The 18,138-nt window shown below is 49.3% G+C and carries 17 protein-coding genes; 4 read left to right on the top strand and 13 right to left on the bottom strand.

Annotated features, from left to right (window positions below):
- Positions 1-18 precede the first annotated feature (18 nt).
- The gene (locus Pan161_RS11155) at positions 19-1,710 is read left to right on the top strand and encodes a SpoIIE family protein phosphatase (RefSeq protein ID WP_145226794.1); all 1,692 of its coding nucleotides are present in this window, start codon (positions 19-21) and stop codon (positions 1,708-1,710) included.
- Positions 1,711-1,789: 79 nt separating this feature from the next.
- Here the strand turns inward: Pan161_RS11155 and Pan161_RS11150 are convergent, their stop codons facing one another.
- The 4 genes from Pan161_RS11150 to Pan161_RS11135 all read right to left on the bottom strand — a co-directional run bounded on the left by Pan161_RS11150 (position 1,790) and on the right by Pan161_RS11135 (position 5,592).
- Entirely contained in the window at positions 1,790-2,104 is a 315-nt protein-coding gene (locus tag Pan161_RS11150; RefSeq protein ID WP_145226792.1) for a hypothetical protein, read from the bottom strand.
- Positions 2,105-2,478: 374 nt separating this feature from the next.
- A complete protein-coding gene (locus Pan161_RS11145) occupies positions 2,479-4,293 on the bottom strand; it encodes a DUF3352 domain-containing protein (protein WP_145226790.1) in 1,815 nt (604 codons plus the stop codon).
- A 53-nt stretch (positions 4,294-4,346) separates the two neighbouring features.
- Positions 4,347-5,048 (bottom strand): hypothetical protein, encoded by a 702-nt coding sequence (locus tag Pan161_RS11140; protein WP_145226788.1) that lies wholly within the window; start codon positions 5,046-5,048, stop codon positions 4,347-4,349.
- Positions 5,035-5,592 (bottom strand): RNA polymerase sigma factor, encoded by a 558-nt coding sequence (locus Pan161_RS11135; protein ID WP_145226786.1) that lies wholly within the window; start codon positions 5,590-5,592, stop codon positions 5,035-5,037. Before Pan161_RS11135 ends, Pan161_RS11140 begins: the two co-directional genes overlap by 14 nt.
- A 374-nt stretch (positions 5,593-5,966) precedes the next feature.
- On the opposite strand from Pan161_RS11135, the gene Pan161_RS11130 reads away from it, so the two are divergent.
- Entirely contained in the window at positions 5,967-6,914 is a 948-nt protein-coding gene (locus tag Pan161_RS11130; protein WP_145226784.1) for a DUF1559 domain-containing protein, read from the top strand.
- A 251-nt stretch (positions 6,915-7,165) separates the two neighbouring features.
- Positions 7,166-7,585, top strand: coding sequence for a hypothetical protein (locus Pan161_RS11125; protein ID WP_145226782.1), 420 nt, complete (start codon positions 7,166-7,168; stop codon positions 7,583-7,585).
- A 142-nt stretch (positions 7,586-7,727) separates the two neighbouring features.
- Here Pan161_RS11125 and Pan161_RS11120 read toward each other — a convergent pair whose 3' ends face one another.
- The 8 genes from Pan161_RS11120 to Pan161_RS11085 all read right to left on the bottom strand — a co-directional run bounded on the left by Pan161_RS11120 (position 7,728) and on the right by Pan161_RS11085 (position 16,078).
- Positions 7,728-7,949: a hypothetical protein gene (locus Pan161_RS11120; RefSeq protein WP_145226780.1), complete on the bottom strand. Its 222-nt coding sequence runs from the start codon at positions 7,947-7,949 to the stop codon at positions 7,728-7,730.
- Between the two features lie 399 nt (positions 7,950-8,348).
- The gene (locus Pan161_RS11115) at positions 8,349-9,206 is read right to left on the bottom strand and encodes an FHA domain-containing protein (RefSeq protein ID WP_145226778.1); all 858 of its coding nucleotides are present in this window, start codon (positions 9,204-9,206) and stop codon (positions 8,349-8,351) included.
- A 436-nt stretch (positions 9,207-9,642) separates the two neighbouring features.
- Positions 9,643-10,416, bottom strand: a complete 774-nt coding sequence (locus tag Pan161_RS11110) for a lipoate--protein ligase family protein (protein WP_145226776.1) — start codon at positions 10,414-10,416, stop codon at positions 9,643-9,645.
- 49 nt (positions 10,417-10,465) lie between these two features.
- Complete coding sequence (gene gcvPB, locus Pan161_RS11105) at positions 10,466-11,935, bottom strand: aminomethyl-transferring glycine dehydrogenase subunit GcvPB (RefSeq protein WP_145226774.1); 1,470 nt, start codon at positions 11,933-11,935, stop codon at positions 10,466-10,468.
- Between the two features lie 67 nt (positions 11,936-12,002).
- Positions 12,003-13,358 carry an aminomethyl-transferring glycine dehydrogenase subunit GcvPA gene (gcvPA, locus tag Pan161_RS11100; RefSeq protein ID WP_145226772.1) on the bottom strand — a complete coding sequence of 452 codons (1,356 nt, stop codon included), beginning with the start codon at positions 13,356-13,358 and terminating at the stop codon, positions 12,003-12,005.
- A 180-nt stretch (positions 13,359-13,538) separates the two neighbouring features.
- Entirely contained in the window at positions 13,539-13,925 is a 387-nt protein-coding gene (gene gcvH / locus Pan161_RS11095) for a glycine cleavage system protein GcvH (protein ID WP_145226770.1), read from the bottom strand.
- Positions 13,926-14,211: 286 nt separating this feature from the next.
- The gene (rpiB, locus tag Pan161_RS11090; RefSeq protein ID WP_145226768.1) at positions 14,212-14,667 is read right to left on the bottom strand and encodes a ribose 5-phosphate isomerase B; all 456 of its coding nucleotides are present in this window, start codon (positions 14,665-14,667) and stop codon (positions 14,212-14,214) included.
- A 301-nt stretch (positions 14,668-14,968) separates the two neighbouring features.
- Positions 14,969-16,078, bottom strand: coding sequence for an arsenate reductase/protein-tyrosine-phosphatase family protein (locus tag Pan161_RS11085; RefSeq protein WP_145226766.1), 1,110 nt, complete (start codon positions 16,076-16,078; stop codon positions 14,969-14,971).
- 383 nt (positions 16,079-16,461) lie between these two features.
- Between Pan161_RS11085 and Pan161_RS11080 the strand changes: the two genes are divergently transcribed.
- A complete protein-coding gene (locus Pan161_RS11080; protein WP_145226764.1) occupies positions 16,462-17,217 on the top strand; it encodes a class I SAM-dependent methyltransferase in 756 nt (251 codons plus the stop codon).
- Here the strand turns inward: Pan161_RS11080 and Pan161_RS11075 are convergent.
- Entirely contained in the window at positions 17,208-18,128 is a 921-nt protein-coding gene (locus Pan161_RS11075) for an inositol monophosphatase family protein (RefSeq protein ID WP_145226762.1), read from the bottom strand. The two genes, Pan161_RS11080 and Pan161_RS11075, sit on opposite strands and share 10 nt — an antisense overlap.
- Between the last annotated feature and the right edge of the window lie 10 nt (positions 18,129-18,138).

The raw sequence follows: 18,138 nt of genomic DNA, 5'->3' as shown, positions 1-18,138 counted from the left end.
AATCCGATTGTCTCTACCATGTCCGCCAGCCTGTTCCTGCAAAATAATGGCGACTCCTCTCGACTGGAAATCAAGGGGAAGCAGGTGACGTTGGGACGGCATCCAGACTGCGAAGTCTGTCTTAAATCGAATATTGTCTCCCGTCATCATGCGCGCATTACCGCTTCTCCAGAAGGCGAATATCAAATCGAAGATCTGGGGAGTGGTAACGGGACTTTCGTCAATGATGTGCCCGTCAATGACCCGCTTGTATTAGAGACCGGAGATCAGATTTCGATCGGCCCGTTCCTGCTGGAGTTTTCCAGTGATGAGGATTACGAAAACTCTCAGCATGAAGGGCTATTGACTTCTTATGGCTTAATTCCCTCTCTGAAAAATGTTTCTGTCCGGCCTCCTGCTACTGATAAATCGACTATATTACGGGCATCTGAATCAGGCACTGGTCTGAATCGCTTTCAAATCAAACCCGAAATCAAATTGAAAGCGATTCTGGAAATCAGCCGCACGATTGCGACAGCAACCGATCTGGATTCGATGGCCGAGCGCGTACTGGAAGGGTTATTCCACATCTTTCCCGCCGCGGACCGAGGTTGTATTTTATTACGAGACCATGACAATCAGCGTTTTTTCCCAAAAGCTATACGTCATCGCCGGGAAGATGACCTGGAAGCATTGCAGTTAAGTCGGACAGTGTTGAAGGCAGTCACTGATAATAAAACCGGAGTCCTGTCTGCGGATGCAACTAACGATCAACGTTTTGAGAAAAGTGAATCGGTTTCCACTCTGACGATCCGTTCTATTTTGTGTGCGCCGATGATCGGCCTGGATGGCGGCGTCATCGGAATTATTAACCTGGACACCCAACTGGCCGGTCAGATGTTTACGGACGATGACCTGGAACTGCTGATGGTGATTGCCGGGCAGGCAGCGCTCTCTTATGAGAGTGCACGACTGATGATCTCGCATGTGGAAAAACAGCGTTACGATAATGAGATGGAAATTGCAGCGCGCGTACAGAAGGGGCTGTTACCGGCTGAAATCCCCCAGGTACCGGGCTATGAATTCTTTGTTTCCTATAAAGCGGCACGTGCTGTGGGAGGAGATTATTACGATTTTATTCAAACCACTGATTCTCTGATCTGGTTCGCACTGGGTGATGTTGCCGGGAAGGGGGTTCCCGCGTCACTGGTGATGTCGCGGGTCTGCAGTGCTGTTCGCAGTACGGTAGAATTCGTCACTGATGTTGCAGATGCCGTCCATCGAGTGAATCATCATATTGATGAAGCAGCTCATGACGGGCGGTTCATCACATTTATTCTGGGGCAGATTGCGCTGGCAGAGGACCTGGTGTCTTTTGTCAACGCGGGACACCTGGAACCGCTGTTGCTGGAAGCCAATGGCACTCTGAGAGAGCTGTCTGGTGATCATCCGAGCGTACCCCTGGGCGTGATGGATGATTATGAGTATCAGTCCATCCAGCATCATCTGAAACCGGGTGAGAAGTTGATTCTGTACACAGACGGTGTCACGGAAGCGATGAACGAAGAACGCGAACAGTTTGGGATTGAGCGATTGAAGTCCGTGATTCTGGATTCCCATCAGAACCCTGCAGAGTTAGGAGAGCAGATTCTAAAGTCGGTGAGAATATTCGCAGGTCAGGCGGAACAGTATGATGATTTGACATTAGTCATCATCGGTCGGAAGCCCTGAAAGAAAAACAAGCGAGATGCCATGCATGAGCATCTCGCTTGTAAGGGTTCATGATATCATTTTCTGCGGGGGATGCAGATTAAAGCATGATATCAGTTGGCTCTGCCACCTGGCGATAACCCATGCTGTGTAGTACTTCCAGGACTTCGCTCCAGGTCGGGAACTGCCGACCGCTGCGGCGTTTGTAGTCGTCCATGGCTTTCATGAAGTCGATTTCCTGATCGCTGTAATCGCGTTCGCAGGTTGTGGGATCGATCTGACGTCGACGCTCAATTTTGCGCTGGTCGACCACTTCATGCTTTGTATGAATGGCTTCTTTCTTGCCTGAATCTCTGCGGCTGACACGACGACGGTCTACAACCAGTTCAGATGGGGGATCAAGTTGATTTACCATATTTAAATATTGCCTTTTTTCGAGGGGAGATGGTTGTCTGAAGTAATTCGAACACAAACGGGAATGGGTAATATCCAACGCAAATCAGACAGTTTGAGACGCTGATACATGACGGTTGACCCTGAACCTTCAATTCCCGAATCATAATTTTGTAAAAAACGCTCCACGATTTTGATTTAATTCTGGCCAGAATAGAAAAGTGGAACTAACTTACTCAATTATTCCCACCAAAATCGGGATTGGGTAGTTTGTTTAAAATAATTAACACTGATAAGCGTGATCGAGCCTGCCGATTGCGTAGTTGTCCCGATTGTGTTGATTATCAGGTTCGAATTCTGCTGGCATGTTCAGAATTGTGTACAGAAGCGGGGCTTTCACTCAGCGGAATTCAGTGAGCCCAGGCCGAAGATGACTCGAACCTGTGTTTTCTGCAGGCCGGCTGCGAAGAACAGCCCATCAAAGGACTGGAGCAGACTTTTCAACCCGGCAAGTTTCTTTTTGCCTTTCTCCAGATCTCCGCCATGCCCTTTGGAAAGTTGCTCTGCAAGAAAATCAGAGTTCTGCTCGATGAATGCTCTGATCGAAGCGATATTCAGAAAACAGAGTTGTTTTTCTTCCCGGAAGAAGGTCTCTTTCCAGGACTGAAATAATGGTAACGCGGCCAGACTCTCTTCTGATTTCAGAGTAAAGAATTCTCTGACGAGTTCTGGGGAACTGGCAAAGACAAGCTGGCGCTCGTTAATTCCATAAGCGGGCTGATAGTGGCCGAGGCTTTCGATCCACCGCATATGATATTGATCATGGTCTTCGATTTTTAAAATTGAGGGTTGTTTGCCGTGGGGCGTTTCTGAATTATGAGAGCTGAGCATGCTGTTCATCAGGAAGTTTGCGACATTTTTAATGGCAGACTGATAGTTGCCTTTGTCATTTGCTCCCGGCTCCAAATCCGCAGCGGAAAGCTGTATCGCGACAAGACCATCAAAGGAAATCGCATCAAAAGAGAGGGTTTCACGAGGCACTGAATAAAACAGAACACTGGGCCCCAGAACTTTTGAGACTTCTGTCACGGGGTCGAGTCCCCCCAGGAGTCCTGTGCTGACTGCGAGGAATTTCTGCCATTTTTCCGGGTTCTTTTCCGCATAATAACTGACGAGTTTGTTCGTCAGTAAGTTCACATTCATTTGTCCGGTGAGTACTGCCAGCGCTTTTTTCGGGATCAGTGTGTATTGATCTGGTATTTCGGCAGGGGTCTGGAGAATTTTTAACAATGGTAGATCAATGGCTTCGGAGTTAAACAGAATCACAGTTTCCAGGGCGACTGTGTTTTTCAGATGCAACCCTGCGATCAGCGCCCCCGTTTTATTCCACCAGTTGACAACCCCCTGTTCGATCTCATTTCGGGGGGGCTTGAGATGTTCATCCCAGGCCCGGGGATTCAGAAAAACAGACCCCGTGACATCCTGGGCCAATACTTCTTTTGCGCGACGGTACATTTCCAGATTGAACAAACTCGGCTGCGTCTCCGGTGTTTGTGTTTTGAGTCGCTGACGATCATACAGGCGAATAGTTGATTCAAGGTTCTGTCGCCTGTCTGTCACTACCAGGGTTTGATCCAGAAACGCGTAGATGACCGCAGGCGCAGAGGGATCGCCCTGCTGACTGACCTCAAAACAGGTTGTACCCTGGAACGTACCGGAAGTGACTTTGATGTCGGTTTTTTTGAACCAGTCTTCCGCCAGCTTCTGAACAGCGGCGGGATCCTGAACCGTGGTCAACAGGAGCACGGAGGGATTTTGTTTTGGACCATGATTGAAAATCGCCAGCCCGACCGACTTTCCAAATAAATGATTCAAGAGAGGTAGTAACGGCTGACTGGTTACCGATTCAATATCGCGTAATCCCTGCTTCAACTGGAGAACGTCCTGTGAATGCAGCCAGGTTTGAAAAACCTCAGTTTTCCGAAAGCGATTCACCAGAGGTGACAGCAGAAACTGTTTCACATGGGAGTTCAGATCAGTGGCTTCCAGGTAGATCCCGGCCTGCTCATCAACCAACTGGCTCAATGGCTCAGCTGCTCTGGCGGGAAACACAACTGCCAGGCAGAAGATAACCGGAACCAAAACAAATACGAATACATGCTTTTGAGTCAGGCTGAGCGATGTCAATTTAAACGGTTGCATTAGCTTCATATCTGAACAACTCCAGACCGATCTGATTGTTGAGATTCGGTCTATTCAATTCGTTAAATTTTTGTTGATTCTTCGGGAACTGAATGAATGATAAAATTCCAGGCATGACTGATCTGGTCTTTGATTGGTTGCATCTCAAGATTGATATCATCGACCCAGTTCGATTCTCGGGGAAGGGGGTCTGTTGTTTCAGGCAAGGGGGCCGTGACTGGAACGAGGCTCACTGCTTCAGTCATAGTGCCAGCAGTACTTTGTGCCAGTCCCCAGGAAGCGGCGCCGGCATTCTTTAGAAGTTGATTAAAACTCCGGTTGGATTGTGACTGTGCCAGGGCAGGAACAGGAGAGTCGGGGATCACGACGGCGCTGGCAGGGATGGTTTCGGGTACAACATTTTCTACCTGATTTCCCGAAAACTTCAAAGTGATTGCAATCAGTAACACGGCAACGACGAACAGGCTGGCAGACCATTGACGAACCTTTGATCCTGTGCGCGGAGACGGGAGCTCTCGGGATTGGATTCCCTCCATAGCTGATAAATGCGCTGCATCTAACTGGGCGAGCACTTCATCGATCAGGTCAATCTCAGGCAGTGTCTGTTGCCAGGCTGGTACAGCAGTATCCAGGATGAGAAAGTCTTCCCAGAGACGCTGATGCTCAGGTGAAGATGTCGCAAGCTGCTCCAGTCGCGAACGTTGATCGAAGTTTCGTGTTTCGATCATCATTTCCAGTCTGGATTGATATTCAACGAGATTCATATCGGACCTCTGGTACAATTCCCCGCTGTCGTAAGTTGGCAGCCAGTTCCTGTCGGGAACGGTGCAACCAGGTTTTAATCGTGCCTTCCGGACGGTCCAGAATGTCTCCGATTTCCTGACAGCTCATATTTTCCTGATGAAATAAAATAAAACATGTGCGATGGTCATCGCGTAACAGGCTGATGGCATTCTGTAATTCTTCGCCAAGATCCTGCAACTCTTCTACAGACTGACTGATGGCCAGGTCAGCGGCAAATTCTGAGGGAACAGGACGCCGGGCACGTTTACTCAGAAAGGTTCTACAGCGGTTGGCGGCGATGGTTAATAACCAGGGTTTCAGTGTTCTGTCAGGATCCCACTGGTGAAGGCTGCGAAAAGCCCGCACGAAGACCTCCTGGGCGACATCTTCAGCATCCTGTCGATGTCCCAGCATGCGGTAGCACAATCCAAAAATGATATTTTGAAACCGGGCTACGAACGCGCGCATCGCTTCTGTATTACCATCCAGGCAACTTCGGACTTGCGCCGCATCGTCTTCATTCACGGAGGAATCCCGCTTTGATGTTGGTAGTTGTCACGATTTGAATTCAAACCTCAGGTCACTCACTGAATATACCAGAATCTGGGGGGTGAAGTTTCAGAAAATTCAGATCATTGTACTCCCTCTCTCCAGGCAGGTATTTCTTCTGCTGCCAGAATCTGGTCAGACAATCTCAAGGTGAATGGTACTAATTGTTTAGAGTGTGCTTTTGTTAAGTTGTTTCGTGACAGTCGGTTAAGGTTTCTGGTTGACAATAGGGCTTCCATGAAAGAAACTTAATATAATAATGTTTAATAAAATGTCAGATTTTTATAAATCGCTATATTTAATTTGTCTGTTATTAGTGTCATTTTTGAAAGTATGAAAGAAAGATTGAGATGCAACGCTTAAGTCAAACTAGACAGTCACGTGGATTTACCTTAATTGAGTTACTGGTGGTGATTGCGATTATCGCAATTCTGATTGCATTACTTCTCCCGGCAGTGCAGCAGGCACGGGAAGCAGCGCGTCGCAGTACCTGTAAAAATAACTTGAAACAGATCAGTCTGGCAATGCATAACTATGAGAGTGCGCATCGGGTATTTCCTTATGCACACCGGGGTGCGAATGGCTGGTATCCTCAGGCATGTCATCAGCGAGATACCTGGTTCCATCGAATTCTGCCTTATGTCGATCAGGCTCCCATGTACAATGCCTATGAAGCTGATTGTGCCAACGTATCCGCCAGTACGAGCAATCATGTGCATAATATATCCAGCAGCCAGAAGTTTGTGAGTACTCCATTACCGGCTTTCATGTGTCCTTCCGACGTGGGGCCTGCCTTTGCTGAAAATACAGGTGTTCGTTGGGGAGGTAGTTATATGGGCTGTATTGGCTGGGCCAATAACCGTTCCACCGGTACCGACAATGGAATGTTCGGCTATGAAACGAGAACAAAAATGCGTGATATAACCGACGGTACATCCAGCACGATGATGTTAAGTGAAGGAGTGCAGCGTGTCGCTGTTCCCACTGGGTTTTCCTGGGGATGTCCCGGCTGTTACTGGATTGGTGGGGCGCATGGTGAAGTGACTTTTACCGCCTATGAAACTCCCAATACTTCGGCGCCGGACCAGAATTATCTCTGCAAAAGTACGACTGATGTAAATGCTCCCTGTGTCAATAACACATCCACACGTTGGAACTATGCCCGCAGCATGCATGTGGGAGGTGTCCATATCGGTATGGCAGACGGCGCGGTTCGATTCGTTTCAGAGAATATTGATCGTGGTACTTTTCGTGCCTTGGCGACCATTTCCGGTGATGAAGTGATCGGCGATTTCTAGAGCGCATCACATTTAACCATAGCGTCTCTCGATCTATTATACCTGGGCCGAATGACTCAGGAGACGCCTTAGTAAAACTGGATAGAGTCTACTACGGATGATTTCCATTTCTCGGGACGCTCCTTTACTTTCCGGAGTAAGGAACGGAGACTGATCAGTAGTATTGAAAGACGAGATGCAGTATAAATTCAGCTGAACTTTTTGCTCCTGACTGCATTGCAGGGGCACATTTATATTTCAGGAGATAATTTATGAAGTTGGTCTCATGCCTGTTGCTGACGGTATGTTTTACGGGTTCCCTTGTTGGCTGTGGTGGGGCAAGCGATGCTCCTGTGACTTATCCCGTTTCAGGAAAAGTTACCTTAGATGGAGAACCGCTGCCAGCAGGAGATATTATTTTTCGTGATGCCTCCGGAAAAGCAGCAAGTGCTGCCGGAAAGGTTGAGGACGGTGAATACTCACTGAAAGCCACCGCGGGTAAGAAATTGGTTGTGATTACTGCGACGAAAGAGATTCCGGGGAAAACTGTCGTCGGTGGCGCACCTGACGAGCCACCTGTTCCCGCAGTCGAACAGTATCTCCCTGCAGAATACAACGAGAAAACAACTCTGGAAGCCGACGTCAGCGATTCTGGTTCGAACGAATTTACCTTCGAACTGAAAAGTAAATAGCTGACCTGAGGTGTTTATAACCTGGTGTCAGTTCTCAAGAGATATCGAAAAACGGGAGTCGGATTCTGAGGAATTCGACTCCCGTTTTTGTACTTATTGCTTAGCTGATCATTTCAACGACTGACAGGTGGCAGCGGTCAGTTTATTGTTTTTGAATGCATTCGCGGGTCAGGATACGGGCCTGTTTGAAAGCATGTTTGACAGTATAAGCGCGGGCTTCCACCTGCTCTTCAGTATAATATTTGCCGTGGTCGCTTTCAGGGAGACCGGCGAGTGATAACGTCAGTGGCAGCAGGTCGAGAAATTCTCGGTATCGTCGTTGGATGTCGTTGCTGGCGTTGGCTGAATCATTCACGGAAAGCATCTCCCTCTGTTGGCATCATAGATTGTGAATTCACAGTTTCAGGACAGGATCTAGAACAAGTTCCATTTAACCAGAGCGTCTCTCAATCGATTCTACTCGGCCCAGATGGCCCTCGAGACGTTTCAGTAAACCTGGACACAGCTAGTGTGGTGAAATCGACGGTACCGAAGCAGCTGTTGCATCTGGTTTGCCGACACAGTCACTTGATCACTTCCCTGATCTTATTCTCTGATTTTGCCAAACACCATTCAGAAAAGCAATGGGAAGTCACGAATATAGGGGCTGCAAATGTTTCCCTGGACAGGAATATCCGGCAGGGACTCAACGGTTACGAGGTCTGCTCTGGAATCACCTGAGAGATCTGCTGTAAGACGCGACTGTGCTCACTCTGTCTCGCAGTTAATTCTCAGCTTCCTGCTTGTTCTTCAGCCCGGTCTGTTCCGGAGGTGGAAGCGTGACGGGCGGCAGTTCGGGCTTGGAGCGTCCCTGTTCTTCTTCCTGGGGTTGAGGAGGCTGTTGCGGATAACCCTGAGGGGGCATTTGATACTGCTGTGGATAAGCGGGCATCGGCTGTTGCGGATAACCCTGCTGAGGATAGTATTGAGGTGGCATCTGGTACGGATAAGGTTGCTGTCCAGGCGGCATTTGCTGAGGAGGATATCCATACTGTGGCTGTGGTGGGTAACCAGCCTGCTGTGCTGCCTGCTCGTATGCCAGCTGAGCCTGACGCTGCTGTTCGGCTGAGAGAATCTGCGTATCCCCTTCATAGACTCCAGGACCAGCGGGGGGGGCTGCAGCGGGATCAGTTCCAGCTTCAACAGGAACCGCAGTACTCTCTTCAGGTTTGTGAACAGGAATATCGAAAACAGTATCGGAGCCTGTCAGGATTTCTCCCGCGGGAGTCAATGGCGGGGCTGCTTCTGCTTCAGGTTTGTCTGGTGCAATTGCTGCATCAGCGGTGTGTGACATTTGGATGACAAAATCAAGTTTGCCGATTTGGATCTGGTCGCCATGGGAAAGCTGCACTTCACCCTTGATACGTTTTCCATTGACCGACGTACCATTGGTGCTGCCAAAGTCGCGTAAGCGGACGCTATATTCATCAACTGTGAAAACACAGTGGTGTCGACTGACCATGTCACTGTTAGGTCGCAGATGGCAGTCTTCTTCCCGGCCAATTAGAAACTTTTTGCCTTTGATGGGAATTTGTTTTCCATCATGACGACCACCAACGACTTTTAAAGAAAGCTGCAACATAAACGTTCACTCCATGGGTTTCAAACAGAACACTTCTAAGCTCTGGAAGAGGAACTGGTAATATGAAATTACCATCCATTTTCCGATCACCTGATTTTCATTTTTGACTTTAGATTGGAAGAAAAAATGTGAAATGAACAAGAAACAGAAATGAGTGATTTACCTTGGAATCTGAAAATGAAAGGAGCAAATAACAATGTCCGTCAGGCCCGCATTGTGTGGTTTGACTCACTTTCATGTAAGTAAAATGCCACTACTTTTTTCCGTAACACGTAATCTCAATGAAATAAAGTATGTATTACATCTTTAACGCTATCAGGCATTTGACGAGAAGTCAATAACTATAAAACACTCATACTGCGTGTGGATAATTTATTAATAAACTATTAAATTTCCTTGGATCTGATAAGTGTTGCTGATATTGCTGTTAAGCCTGTTATTTCCGTGCTGTCCAGGCCTCAACAGAATATTTCTCTTTTTCCAGACTCTCCGACTGAGCCTGTTCTTCGTCAGTCAGGAATTGTGACTTCAGCGGAAGCTTCAGGGCTTGGGATATGGCGTGGGAAAAGTCCTCAGTCAATGCTGCGAGAAACTCTGTCTGATATCGCTCAACCTGTTCAGTCAGATTGAGCAGACCTGAAAAATCAGTGGCATGTTCTGATGTCAGCAGTAACAGGCTGCCATGCTGGACAATTGCACCACGCCTTCTGCGTTGAGCGCTTCCCAGAATTTTTTGTCCCTGATAAACCAGATCTCGTTCATCGCCGCGCCCGAAACAGAGAAAGGGTTCTGTTTCAGATCGGAAGGAGACGCCTCGAAACTGAACCTGCAGGCCATGGGCTGCCAGAACATCAATGATTGGCTGGTGGATGGCCACATACAACTCTGGCGGTGATTTGGCCAGGGGGTGGCAGCCGGGCAGCGCGAAAGCGTAAGTGAGTTCATGGTGATGCAGAATAGCTCCCCCACCAGAGAGTCTGCGCACGCGAGGCAGGTCTTTCCAGTTCTCAACAGACTCTTTCGCCTCATTTTTCTGAAAGTATCCCAGTGATATTGTGGGTTGATTCCACTGATACCAGCGCAATGTGCACCACTCCTGATTTGCAGCTGACTCCAGCAATGCTTCATCAATGGCCATATTCCGGCTCCCTGAAAGCGGGGCCTGTTCAATAATCAGACGACAGTGATCCGGTTTTGCAGAGTGGGTCATGGCGAGGCCAGACGGTAAAGTAAGTCACAGGAGAACGGACAGGAACAGTTTATTGAGGCTCACAGCACTGCAGGATCGGATTGCGGGCGGCGACCACTTCATCGGGTCTCTGGATGATCGTGCTGTGCGGGGCCTGGTGTAGAAACTCCGGATCTTCCTTGAGAATTTTGATTATCGTTTCTGCAAAGGCATCGAGGGTTTCTTTTGATTCCGTTTCGGTCGGTTCCACCATGATTGCCTCGGGGACGACTAGTGGAAAGTAAACGGTGGGAGCATGGAAGCCGAAGTCGAGCAGCCGCTTGGCAATGTCCATGGCGGTAATTCCATTGGCTGCTTTCGATTTTGAGGCGGAGGCAACAAATTCATGCATACACAGATTACCATTCGGCACAGGCAGCACGTCTTTGAGTAATGCTTTCAGGTAGTTGGCATTCAGAACGGCGTTTTCAGAAACTGCTTTGAGACCGGCTGCTCCCAGAGTTCTCAGATAGCAGTAGCCCCGGACGAGGATACCGATATTACCGTAAAATGTCCGCACACGGCCAATCGATTTCGCCGGAGTTTCCAGTGTGTATTGCTCTGTTTCTGCCGCGTCAGGGTGATAGTTGATCACGGGACCCGGCAGGTAGTCTGCAAGGAAATCACGAACAGCAATGGGACCCGATCCGGGGCCGCCAGCACCATGAGGTCCTGTAAAGGTCTTATGGACGTTGAAGTGCATCATATCGCCCCCAAAATCACCAGGGCGTGTATAGCCCAGAATGGCGTTCATGTTGGCTCCGTCGATATAGACCAGGCCACCGGCATCGTGCACCATCTGGGCAATCTGCTTGATGTCTTTTTCGAACAGTCCCAGCGTATTCGGGTTCGTAACCATAAAGACGGCAGTCTGATCATCCAGATGTGCTTTGAGGTCTTCCAGATCTATCAAACCTTCTTGGCTGCTGGCGAGTTGCACACAGTCGAAACCGGCAATTGCGGCACTGGCCGGGTTCGTTCCGTGTGCACTGTTGGGAAACAGGACTTTGGTCCGCTTTTCGCCTCGATCTTCAAAATAGGCTTTAGCAGTCAAGAGGGCTGTGAATTCTCCCTGTGCACCGGCAGCGGGTTGCAGTGAGACGGCCGGCAGACCTGATATTTCTGCCAGCATTTCCTGCATCTCGTAGAGCATGCCCAGCATGCCTTGCAGATCGGACTGATCCTGGTAGGGATGCAGATCAACAATTCCCGGCAGGCTGGCCAGTCGCTCATGACGTTTGGGATTGTACTTCATCGTACAGCTACCCAGGGGGTAGAAGTGGGTATCGACACACATGTTCAACGTCGACAGATTGACAAAGTGACGGATCACATCAGGTTCGGTGACTTCCGGCAGTCCGGTCGGTTTCTCTGCCAGCGCTGAAGTTGGAATCAACTCACTCAAAGGTCGTTCGGGAACATCAGCAGCCGGGAATTCAGCACCTCGTCTGCCGGGTTTTGAGAGAGCAAATAAAGATTCAGTGGCCAATTTGTTTCGCATGGTATTGGATGCTGCTTCGAAAATTTAAAAAATGAAACGTGTTAAGCACTTGAGTAGCTCAGGACACTTATGCTTTTAAGGCAGTGACCAGTTGATCGATTTCTGAGCGTGTTCTCTGTTCGGTAATCGCCACCAGCACACCGGTCTGGAATTTTTCAGGAGCCTGCTGATATTCAAACCGTGATAACTCGGGACCCAGGTCAAAGCCGGCCTGTCGCGCTTTTCGCAGCAGATAGTCTGCCCCTTCTGAGCAGCTGACAGCAAATTCTTTGAAGAAAGGACGTTCCGGATAGAGAAGCTCGATCCCTTCGACCGTTGCAAGTTGTTCGGCGGCGTAGTGTGCTTTCTGGCAGCAGAGTTCAGCGACTTCGCGAATCCCCTGTTTGCCGAGCAGAGCGAGATAGACGGCGGCGCGGATCGCGATCAGACCCTGATTACTGCAGATGTTACTGGTGGCTTTATCACGGCGGATATGTTGTTCACGGGCCTGCAGGTTGAGCACGTAACAGCGCTTGCCATTGCGATCGACTGTCTGACCAATCAGGCGACCAGGCATTCTGCGGACAAACTTTTCGCTGCAGGAGAACAGGCCCAGATAAGGACCACCAAACTGCAGAGGTGTTCCCAGGGACTGTCCTTCAGCGATGGCAATGTCTGCACCGTAATCACCCGGCCGATTCAGAATCCCGAGACTGATCGGGTCATAGGAGACGACAGAGAGAGCACCATATTTGTGAGCGATTTCGGTCAGCTGTTCTGCTTCTTCCAGTGTTCCAAAGAAGTTCGGATGCTGGATGACCAGGCAGGCTGTTTCTTCATTCATGGCAGCATCAACGGCTGCGGGATCGGCAGCCCCATCGAGACAAGGCACCACAACGACTTCACAGTTCAAATGAGTCAGATAGGTTTCGACAACCTGCTGATACTCGGGATGCAGTGAACCCAGCAGGACCACGCGGTTGTGTCGGTTGGTCACCCGCATTGCCATGAAGGCGGATTCGCTGACACAGGTGCCTCCTTCGTAGAGGCTGGCGTTCGTCACATCCATGCCGGTTAACTGGCAGATCAGCGATTGAAATTCAAAGAAAGTCTGCAGGCTGCCCTGGCTGGCTTCTGCCTGGTAGGGAGTGTAAGCGGTGTAGAATTCACCCCGGCCGGCAATTTCATCGACGGCAGCAGGAATAAAATGATCGTAGGCACCGCCACCCTGCATGCAGACGCGTGATGTCGGTCCGACATTCTTTGCGGCGAGTCTGGTGACATGCGCCTGCAGTTCCATTTCTGTCAGAGCGGGTGGGATCTCAAGCGGGCGACCCAGTCGTAACTCAGATGGGATTGTGGCAAATAAAGATTCCAGCGAGTCGACGCCGATGGTTTTCAGCATTTCCTGCTGCTGTTCTGGTGTGTTGAAGAGGTAGGGCACGGTTCACTCGATAAAAAACGTAAGTGTGGTAAACGCTGTCGGGATTATAGTCGCAGCAGAAATGTGGGAACTCTGTTTTATCCATTTTCGGAGGGGATTGACTGAATCGACTCCCTCAGGGCAGGAAAGTACAGTTAACCGCAGCTGAAAACAGTTGACTGCCAGGATTACCTGTTCACTTCAATGTGCTTCTGACTCACAAAACTTTTTGTATTCGTCGGCGTTCATGAACTGATCCAGTTCCCCGGGATTCGACATTTTGACTTTGGTGATCCAGCCGGCACCAAAAGGATCATCAGACAGTGGCGACTGATCATCCACGAGGGTTGCGTTAGCCTCAATGATTTCCCCGCTGACAGGAGCATAGAGATCACTGACGGCTTTGACACTTTCCACTTCGCCAAATACTTTGCCAGCTTCGCACGTCGATCCGATTTTCGGGAGTTCAATATAAACCAGATCGGTCAATTGATTTACGGCGAAGTCAGAGATTCCGACGGTCGCAATATCGTCTTCGACCCCGATCCACTCATGTGTTTTGGTAAATTTTAAGCTGGCCTGATCCATGATTGTATAACCCTCTGTGTTATTTCTTTTCTCTGGAACTTGAACGGCTGAGACCCTGAAAAAAGAAGTCTAAAATTCCCTGATGACTTACTGTTGACGATACAGAGATTTGTTCCATTTGAAAAGGAATCAGTGAGGGAAATTCGATGACTCCCGCGGTATATCTGCGAGATCCGGTAATGCCGTTTCTCGCGGGCAGGAGTCTCAGGCGCAGCGAAGATGTGAGAGGTCTGGCTGGCTCAAGCTGATGGGGAATATTCGTTTAGACATCAGGAGAGAAGACGTCTCAATGTGGAGGCATATTCTCTTCTTCGACCTTGTGCAGTTTTTCCAGGCGTCGTGCGTGTCTGCCCCCTTCGAATTCTTCTTTCAGCCAGATTTCAATCATGCGGTTGACGAGTCGATCTCCCAGCAGGTCCGCAGAGAGACAGAGCACATTGGAGTCATTATGCAGGCGACTCATCTGGGCGGTGATATCATCGTGGCAGGGAGTTGCGCGGACTCCCGGAAATTTATTAGCGACGATACACATCCCCATGCCAGTACCACAGATCAGAATGCCCCGGTCGATCGTTTTCTCACCAATGGCTTTTGCGACTTTCACAGCGTAATCGGGGTAGTCGACACTTTCTCCATCATCGGGACCATAATCAAAGGCCACATGTCCTAACTGGTTAAGAAGAGTGAGAATTTTTACCTTTGTGGTAAATCCTCGGTGATCACTGGCAACTGCAATTTTCATCGAAACTCTTTTGTATCAAGTGGCAAGAGAAGAATTAAAAATAGTGAAGGAACCCTGATTCGTTCGTTCGTACTGTGCTGTCTCTGTTGAATGATCTCTGGTGTGGATCAGGATTGATATCAAACCTGATGCCGATTGATTATCTATCGTAACAAGTGAGTATATGACGGGTTAACATTATCTTCATAATGGTAAGGTTAATGGTTTACCATCCATTATAGCAAGTGAGCCCTCACAGCTCATGTAGAAAATTATGATTGAAAAAAGATTATCGCGGGCGGATGGGGATTCAGGTTACTTATTAATTCTGCGGAATGTTGATCTGAGCAATAATCTGGGTAAGGTGCTTTTCGATTTCATTTTTACATTCGACATAGCATTGAAAGCCTCCCCCAATGGGATCGGACACATCTTTTCCTTCAGCAGACAGGAGTTTGACGGATTCTTCCAGATCGGGGCGCTCCGCCAGAATGGCTGCACGATGCCCCTGTGTCATGGTAAAAATGTGATCAGACTGATCCAGGAGCCGTTCTGTCAGTGGTTGGCTTTCATGCGCCTGGATGTCGATCCCCTGTTCAGCCAGGATGGCGACTCCTTCCGGGCTGGGGGGAGCTCCCATGGCTGCAGCGAGGCCAGCTGACCCTACAATAAAGCCCCGATCAGACAGTTCGTCTTCCTGGCAGTTCAGCTTTTCAGCCAGTAATTTGCGAAACAGGCCTTCTGCCATCGGGCTGCGACAGGTGTTTCCTGTGCAAATAAACATGTATATTTCGCTGGAGAGTCGTTTGAGTGTGGTTTCTGTTACGACACCGGGTTGTATTATTTTCCATTGATGTTCATCGACGCCGAGAATCGTTGACTGATCACCAAAGCGGGACGGGCCATCGTCGATGACCAAAGCAACTTCTTCTCCGAAATCGTCGATGAGCGAATCCGCAGTCTGATATTTTGAATCTTCGTTTAATAACACGAGTGGCGAAGGGGAGAGACGCATGGCCTGAAAAATGATTTCATGCGCAGGAGCCCGGAGCCTCAAGTGACTGCCAGGGCAGATTTCTGATTGTACTTCGGGCGGCAGTTGTGAAAACAGGCTGCCTGGTTGCGGGCGTTTCAGTTCCAGAACCACGGGGCCTGGCCAGCAGCGTTTGGCCAGTTTTCGTGCCAGAGGTGGCATTTCCGGCAGATAATCCTGTGCCTCGTCAAAACCCTTTACGCACAGGACCAGCGGTTGATCACCGCCTGACAGGGAACGCAGTTTCGCCATAGCGGCGGGACTGAGTGACTGACCTGCGATCACGTAGGCAGTGGCAGTGGGAAAGGCGACCAGTTCTCCTTTTGCCAGGTACTGGACAGCAAGATGGATCACATCGCGGATGTCATCAGTCTGTTTTAGATTGATCCGTTCGGTCATGAACAATTTAAGCCTTCTGTTTGTCGCAGAAATTATTTTTCTGGCGCAATTCAACGGTCAAAAATGTTAAGATTTTCAGCTCCGCAACGAATCACGATCAACGTGTCACTACTGCGTAATATTCGATTTGAGAGAGACTTCATTTCCCTGATAATAACCGGCTAAATTCGATTGATCAAGCTGCTGGAAAAATTGATATTCATAAGGTATTATCATTGGGCCGTTTATGACGCTTACAGAAGAGCTCTTCTTTAGAGAATATTAAGAAATCTGGAAATCATAACGATTTCCGGTTTCTGGATCGTTAAGATGGCTACGATTGACAAGCAGGGATTCCATCCCGACCTCAGAAAGTTCTCCAGATTTGATAAGCAATTCAAACTATGGCTCCATTAAGTTCTCCCCGTAAGAATACTCCTAAACGGTTACGATTGAAGAAGTCTTTGCGTTCTCTGATTGAATTTGGTGGTGGCGACCAGATCGAGCAAAGCCAGTTTCAGTCGACGACCCGCAAGTTATATGATGGCCCTGCCGGTGCCGTTCTCTATCTGGCAAGCAAATTATCACTGCATGACCCGCTGGTGGGGCGCATAATCAAAACGCGACGTTTTGATGTGTCTGAATTCCGCAGCATTCTGGATATTGGTTCGGGAGCAGGTCAGATTCTGGGCCATTTATTACGCGAAACGCATCCTGATGCCCGGCTGGTTGCCTGCGATCTGTCGCATCAGATGTTGAAACGGGCTCGCACCCGGATGGACAGTCCCCGTCCGAATTATCTTTCTGCGGATATGACGAATCTACCGTTCCAGGATGAATCATTCGATTGTGTGACCTGTGGCTGGGTGCTGGAGTATGTGGCTGATCCCAAGCATGGTCTGATGGAGATTCAGCGTGTGCTGCAGCCGGGAGGCAGTCTGTTTCTGCTGGCAACGGAAGATAAATTCTCCGGCATGCTCAATAGTCGCACCTGGAAATGCCGTACCTACAATCGGGTCGAACTCAAACAGGCTTTTGAGGAATCAGGACTGCCCTGGAAAGAGCAGCACTGGTTCACTCCCATCCATCAGTTTCTTAGACTGGGTGGCATTATTGTGGAAGCGACCAAGCCTCTGGAACCGACTGAAGTTCAGTCCTGATAGCGGGTTTTGCTCCAGTCTTTTGCCAGTTCACAGAGTGTCTGCAGAGTCTCTGGATTGGCGCTGCAGGCTGTAATGCCGGGCAGACGCAGCATGTCGGCCCGCTCATCCAGCCAGTGTTCATGGAAATTCACTGATTCTCCATTATGGACCCAGACCGCATCTCCGCCCAGAATCCGGGCGATGTGCAGTGAAACCGGGAAGTCATAGACATTTGGGGTATGGATCAATGATCCCCCGAAGGCACCGGTCGCTAGATGGTCATAAATACTGCCCGGCATCTCTTCTGGAGGCACGCCTTCCAATCCGGTTGCTGTGACGAGCTCTGCATTAGACGTGTCTTTATCCTGAAATCCGATGAGATAGATTTTCGAAGAATCAGGGCGTGTGGCGGGGTCGATGGCTGGCATGTCATCCAGAACCTCACGTGCGGGGCGACTCTGATCATCGGGACCACAGACAACACTTTGATGGACGGCTTCAACCCAGGTTCCCTGTTCTCCGGTCTCGGGAATATAAACCAGCGAATAGTGGACGGTTTCACTGTCACGCAGGTGAACCATCACGCAATAGCCGTCGGCGGTTTTGTCGCGATACTGTTTCGTGCCATCAATGGGATCGATTGATATGACATAAGGAGCATCCTCGGCAAAGCGATGCAGGTCCCCCGTTTTTTCTTCTGCTTCGATGCGACAATTGCGGAAAATCGGATCGCGGTCACGTAAGGCAGCGACAATCAGTTCCTGCAATGTCAGGTCTGCCAGCGTCAATGCGTCAGTCAGTGCGCTGCCTGACGTTTTATTTTCGACGGCAATGTTGAAGTGCCTCAAACGCTTCGCGATCGCTCCTGACCAGCGGAGAATTTCAGGCAGATGTGTTTGCAGGGCGGTCAACAGTGTATTCAGATCCATGTCAAAGCTC

This window comes from Gimesia algae (genome assembly GCF_007746795.1).
GTDB classification, from domain to species: domain Bacteria; phylum Planctomycetota; class Planctomycetia; order Planctomycetales; family Planctomycetaceae; genus Gimesia; species Gimesia algae.
Note: the sequence above shows the minus strand (reverse complement) of the source record. Positions and strands in the feature narration are given on the sequence as shown.

What these genes read in the sequence shown, in the direction of transcription:
- Pan161_RS11155 (WP_145226794.1), top strand. Translation starts at nt 19, where the DNA reads ATGTCCGCCAGCCTGTTCCTGCAAAATAATGGCGACTCCTCTCGACTG.
- Pan161_RS11150 (WP_145226792.1), bottom strand. Translation starts at nt 2,104, where the DNA reads ATGGTAAATCAACTTGATCCCCCATCTGAACTGGTTGTAGACCGTCGT.
- Pan161_RS11145 (WP_145226790.1), bottom strand. Translation starts at nt 4,293, where the DNA reads ATGAAGCTAATGCAACCGTTTAAATTGACATCGCTCAGCCTGACTCAA.
- Pan161_RS11140 (WP_145226788.1), bottom strand. Translation starts at nt 5,048, where the DNA reads ATGAATCTCGTTGAATATCAATCCAGACTGGAAATGATGATCGAAACA.
- Pan161_RS11130 (WP_145226784.1), top strand. Translation starts at nt 5,967, where the DNA reads ATGCAACGCTTAAGTCAAACTAGACAGTCACGTGGATTTACCTTAATT.
- Pan161_RS11125 (WP_145226782.1), top strand. Translation starts at nt 7,166, where the DNA reads ATGAAGTTGGTCTCATGCCTGTTGCTGACGGTATGTTTTACGGGTTCC.
- Pan161_RS11120 (WP_145226780.1), bottom strand. Translation starts at nt 7,949, where the DNA reads ATGCTTTCCGTGAATGATTCAGCCAACGCCAGCAACGACATCCAACGA.
- Pan161_RS11115 (WP_145226778.1), bottom strand. Translation starts at nt 9,206, where the DNA reads ATGTTGCAGCTTTCTTTAAAAGTCGTTGGTGGTCGTCATGATGGAAAA.
- Pan161_RS11110 (WP_145226776.1), bottom strand. Translation starts at nt 10,416, where the DNA reads ATGACCCACTCTGCAAAACCGGATCACTGTCGTCTGATTATTGAACAG.
- gcvPB (WP_145226774.1), bottom strand. Translation starts at nt 11,935, where the DNA reads ATGCGAAACAAATTGGCCACTGAATCTTTATTTGCTCTCTCAAAACCC.
- gcvH (WP_145226770.1), bottom strand. Translation starts at nt 13,925, where the DNA reads ATGGATCAGGCCAGCTTAAAATTTACCAAAACACATGAGTGGATCGGG.
- rpiB (WP_145226768.1), bottom strand. Translation starts at nt 14,667, where the DNA reads ATGAAAATTGCAGTTGCCAGTGATCACCGAGGATTTACCACAAAGGTA.
- Pan161_RS11085 (WP_145226766.1), bottom strand. Translation starts at nt 16,078, where the DNA reads ATGACCGAACGGATCAATCTAAAACAGACTGATGACATCCGCGATGTG.
- Pan161_RS11080 (WP_145226764.1), top strand. Translation starts at nt 16,462, where the DNA reads ATGGCTCCATTAAGTTCTCCCCGTAAGAATACTCCTAAACGGTTACGA.
- Pan161_RS11075 (WP_145226762.1), bottom strand. Translation starts at nt 18,128, where the DNA reads ATGGATCTGAATACACTGTTGACCGCCCTGCAAACACATCTGCCTGAA.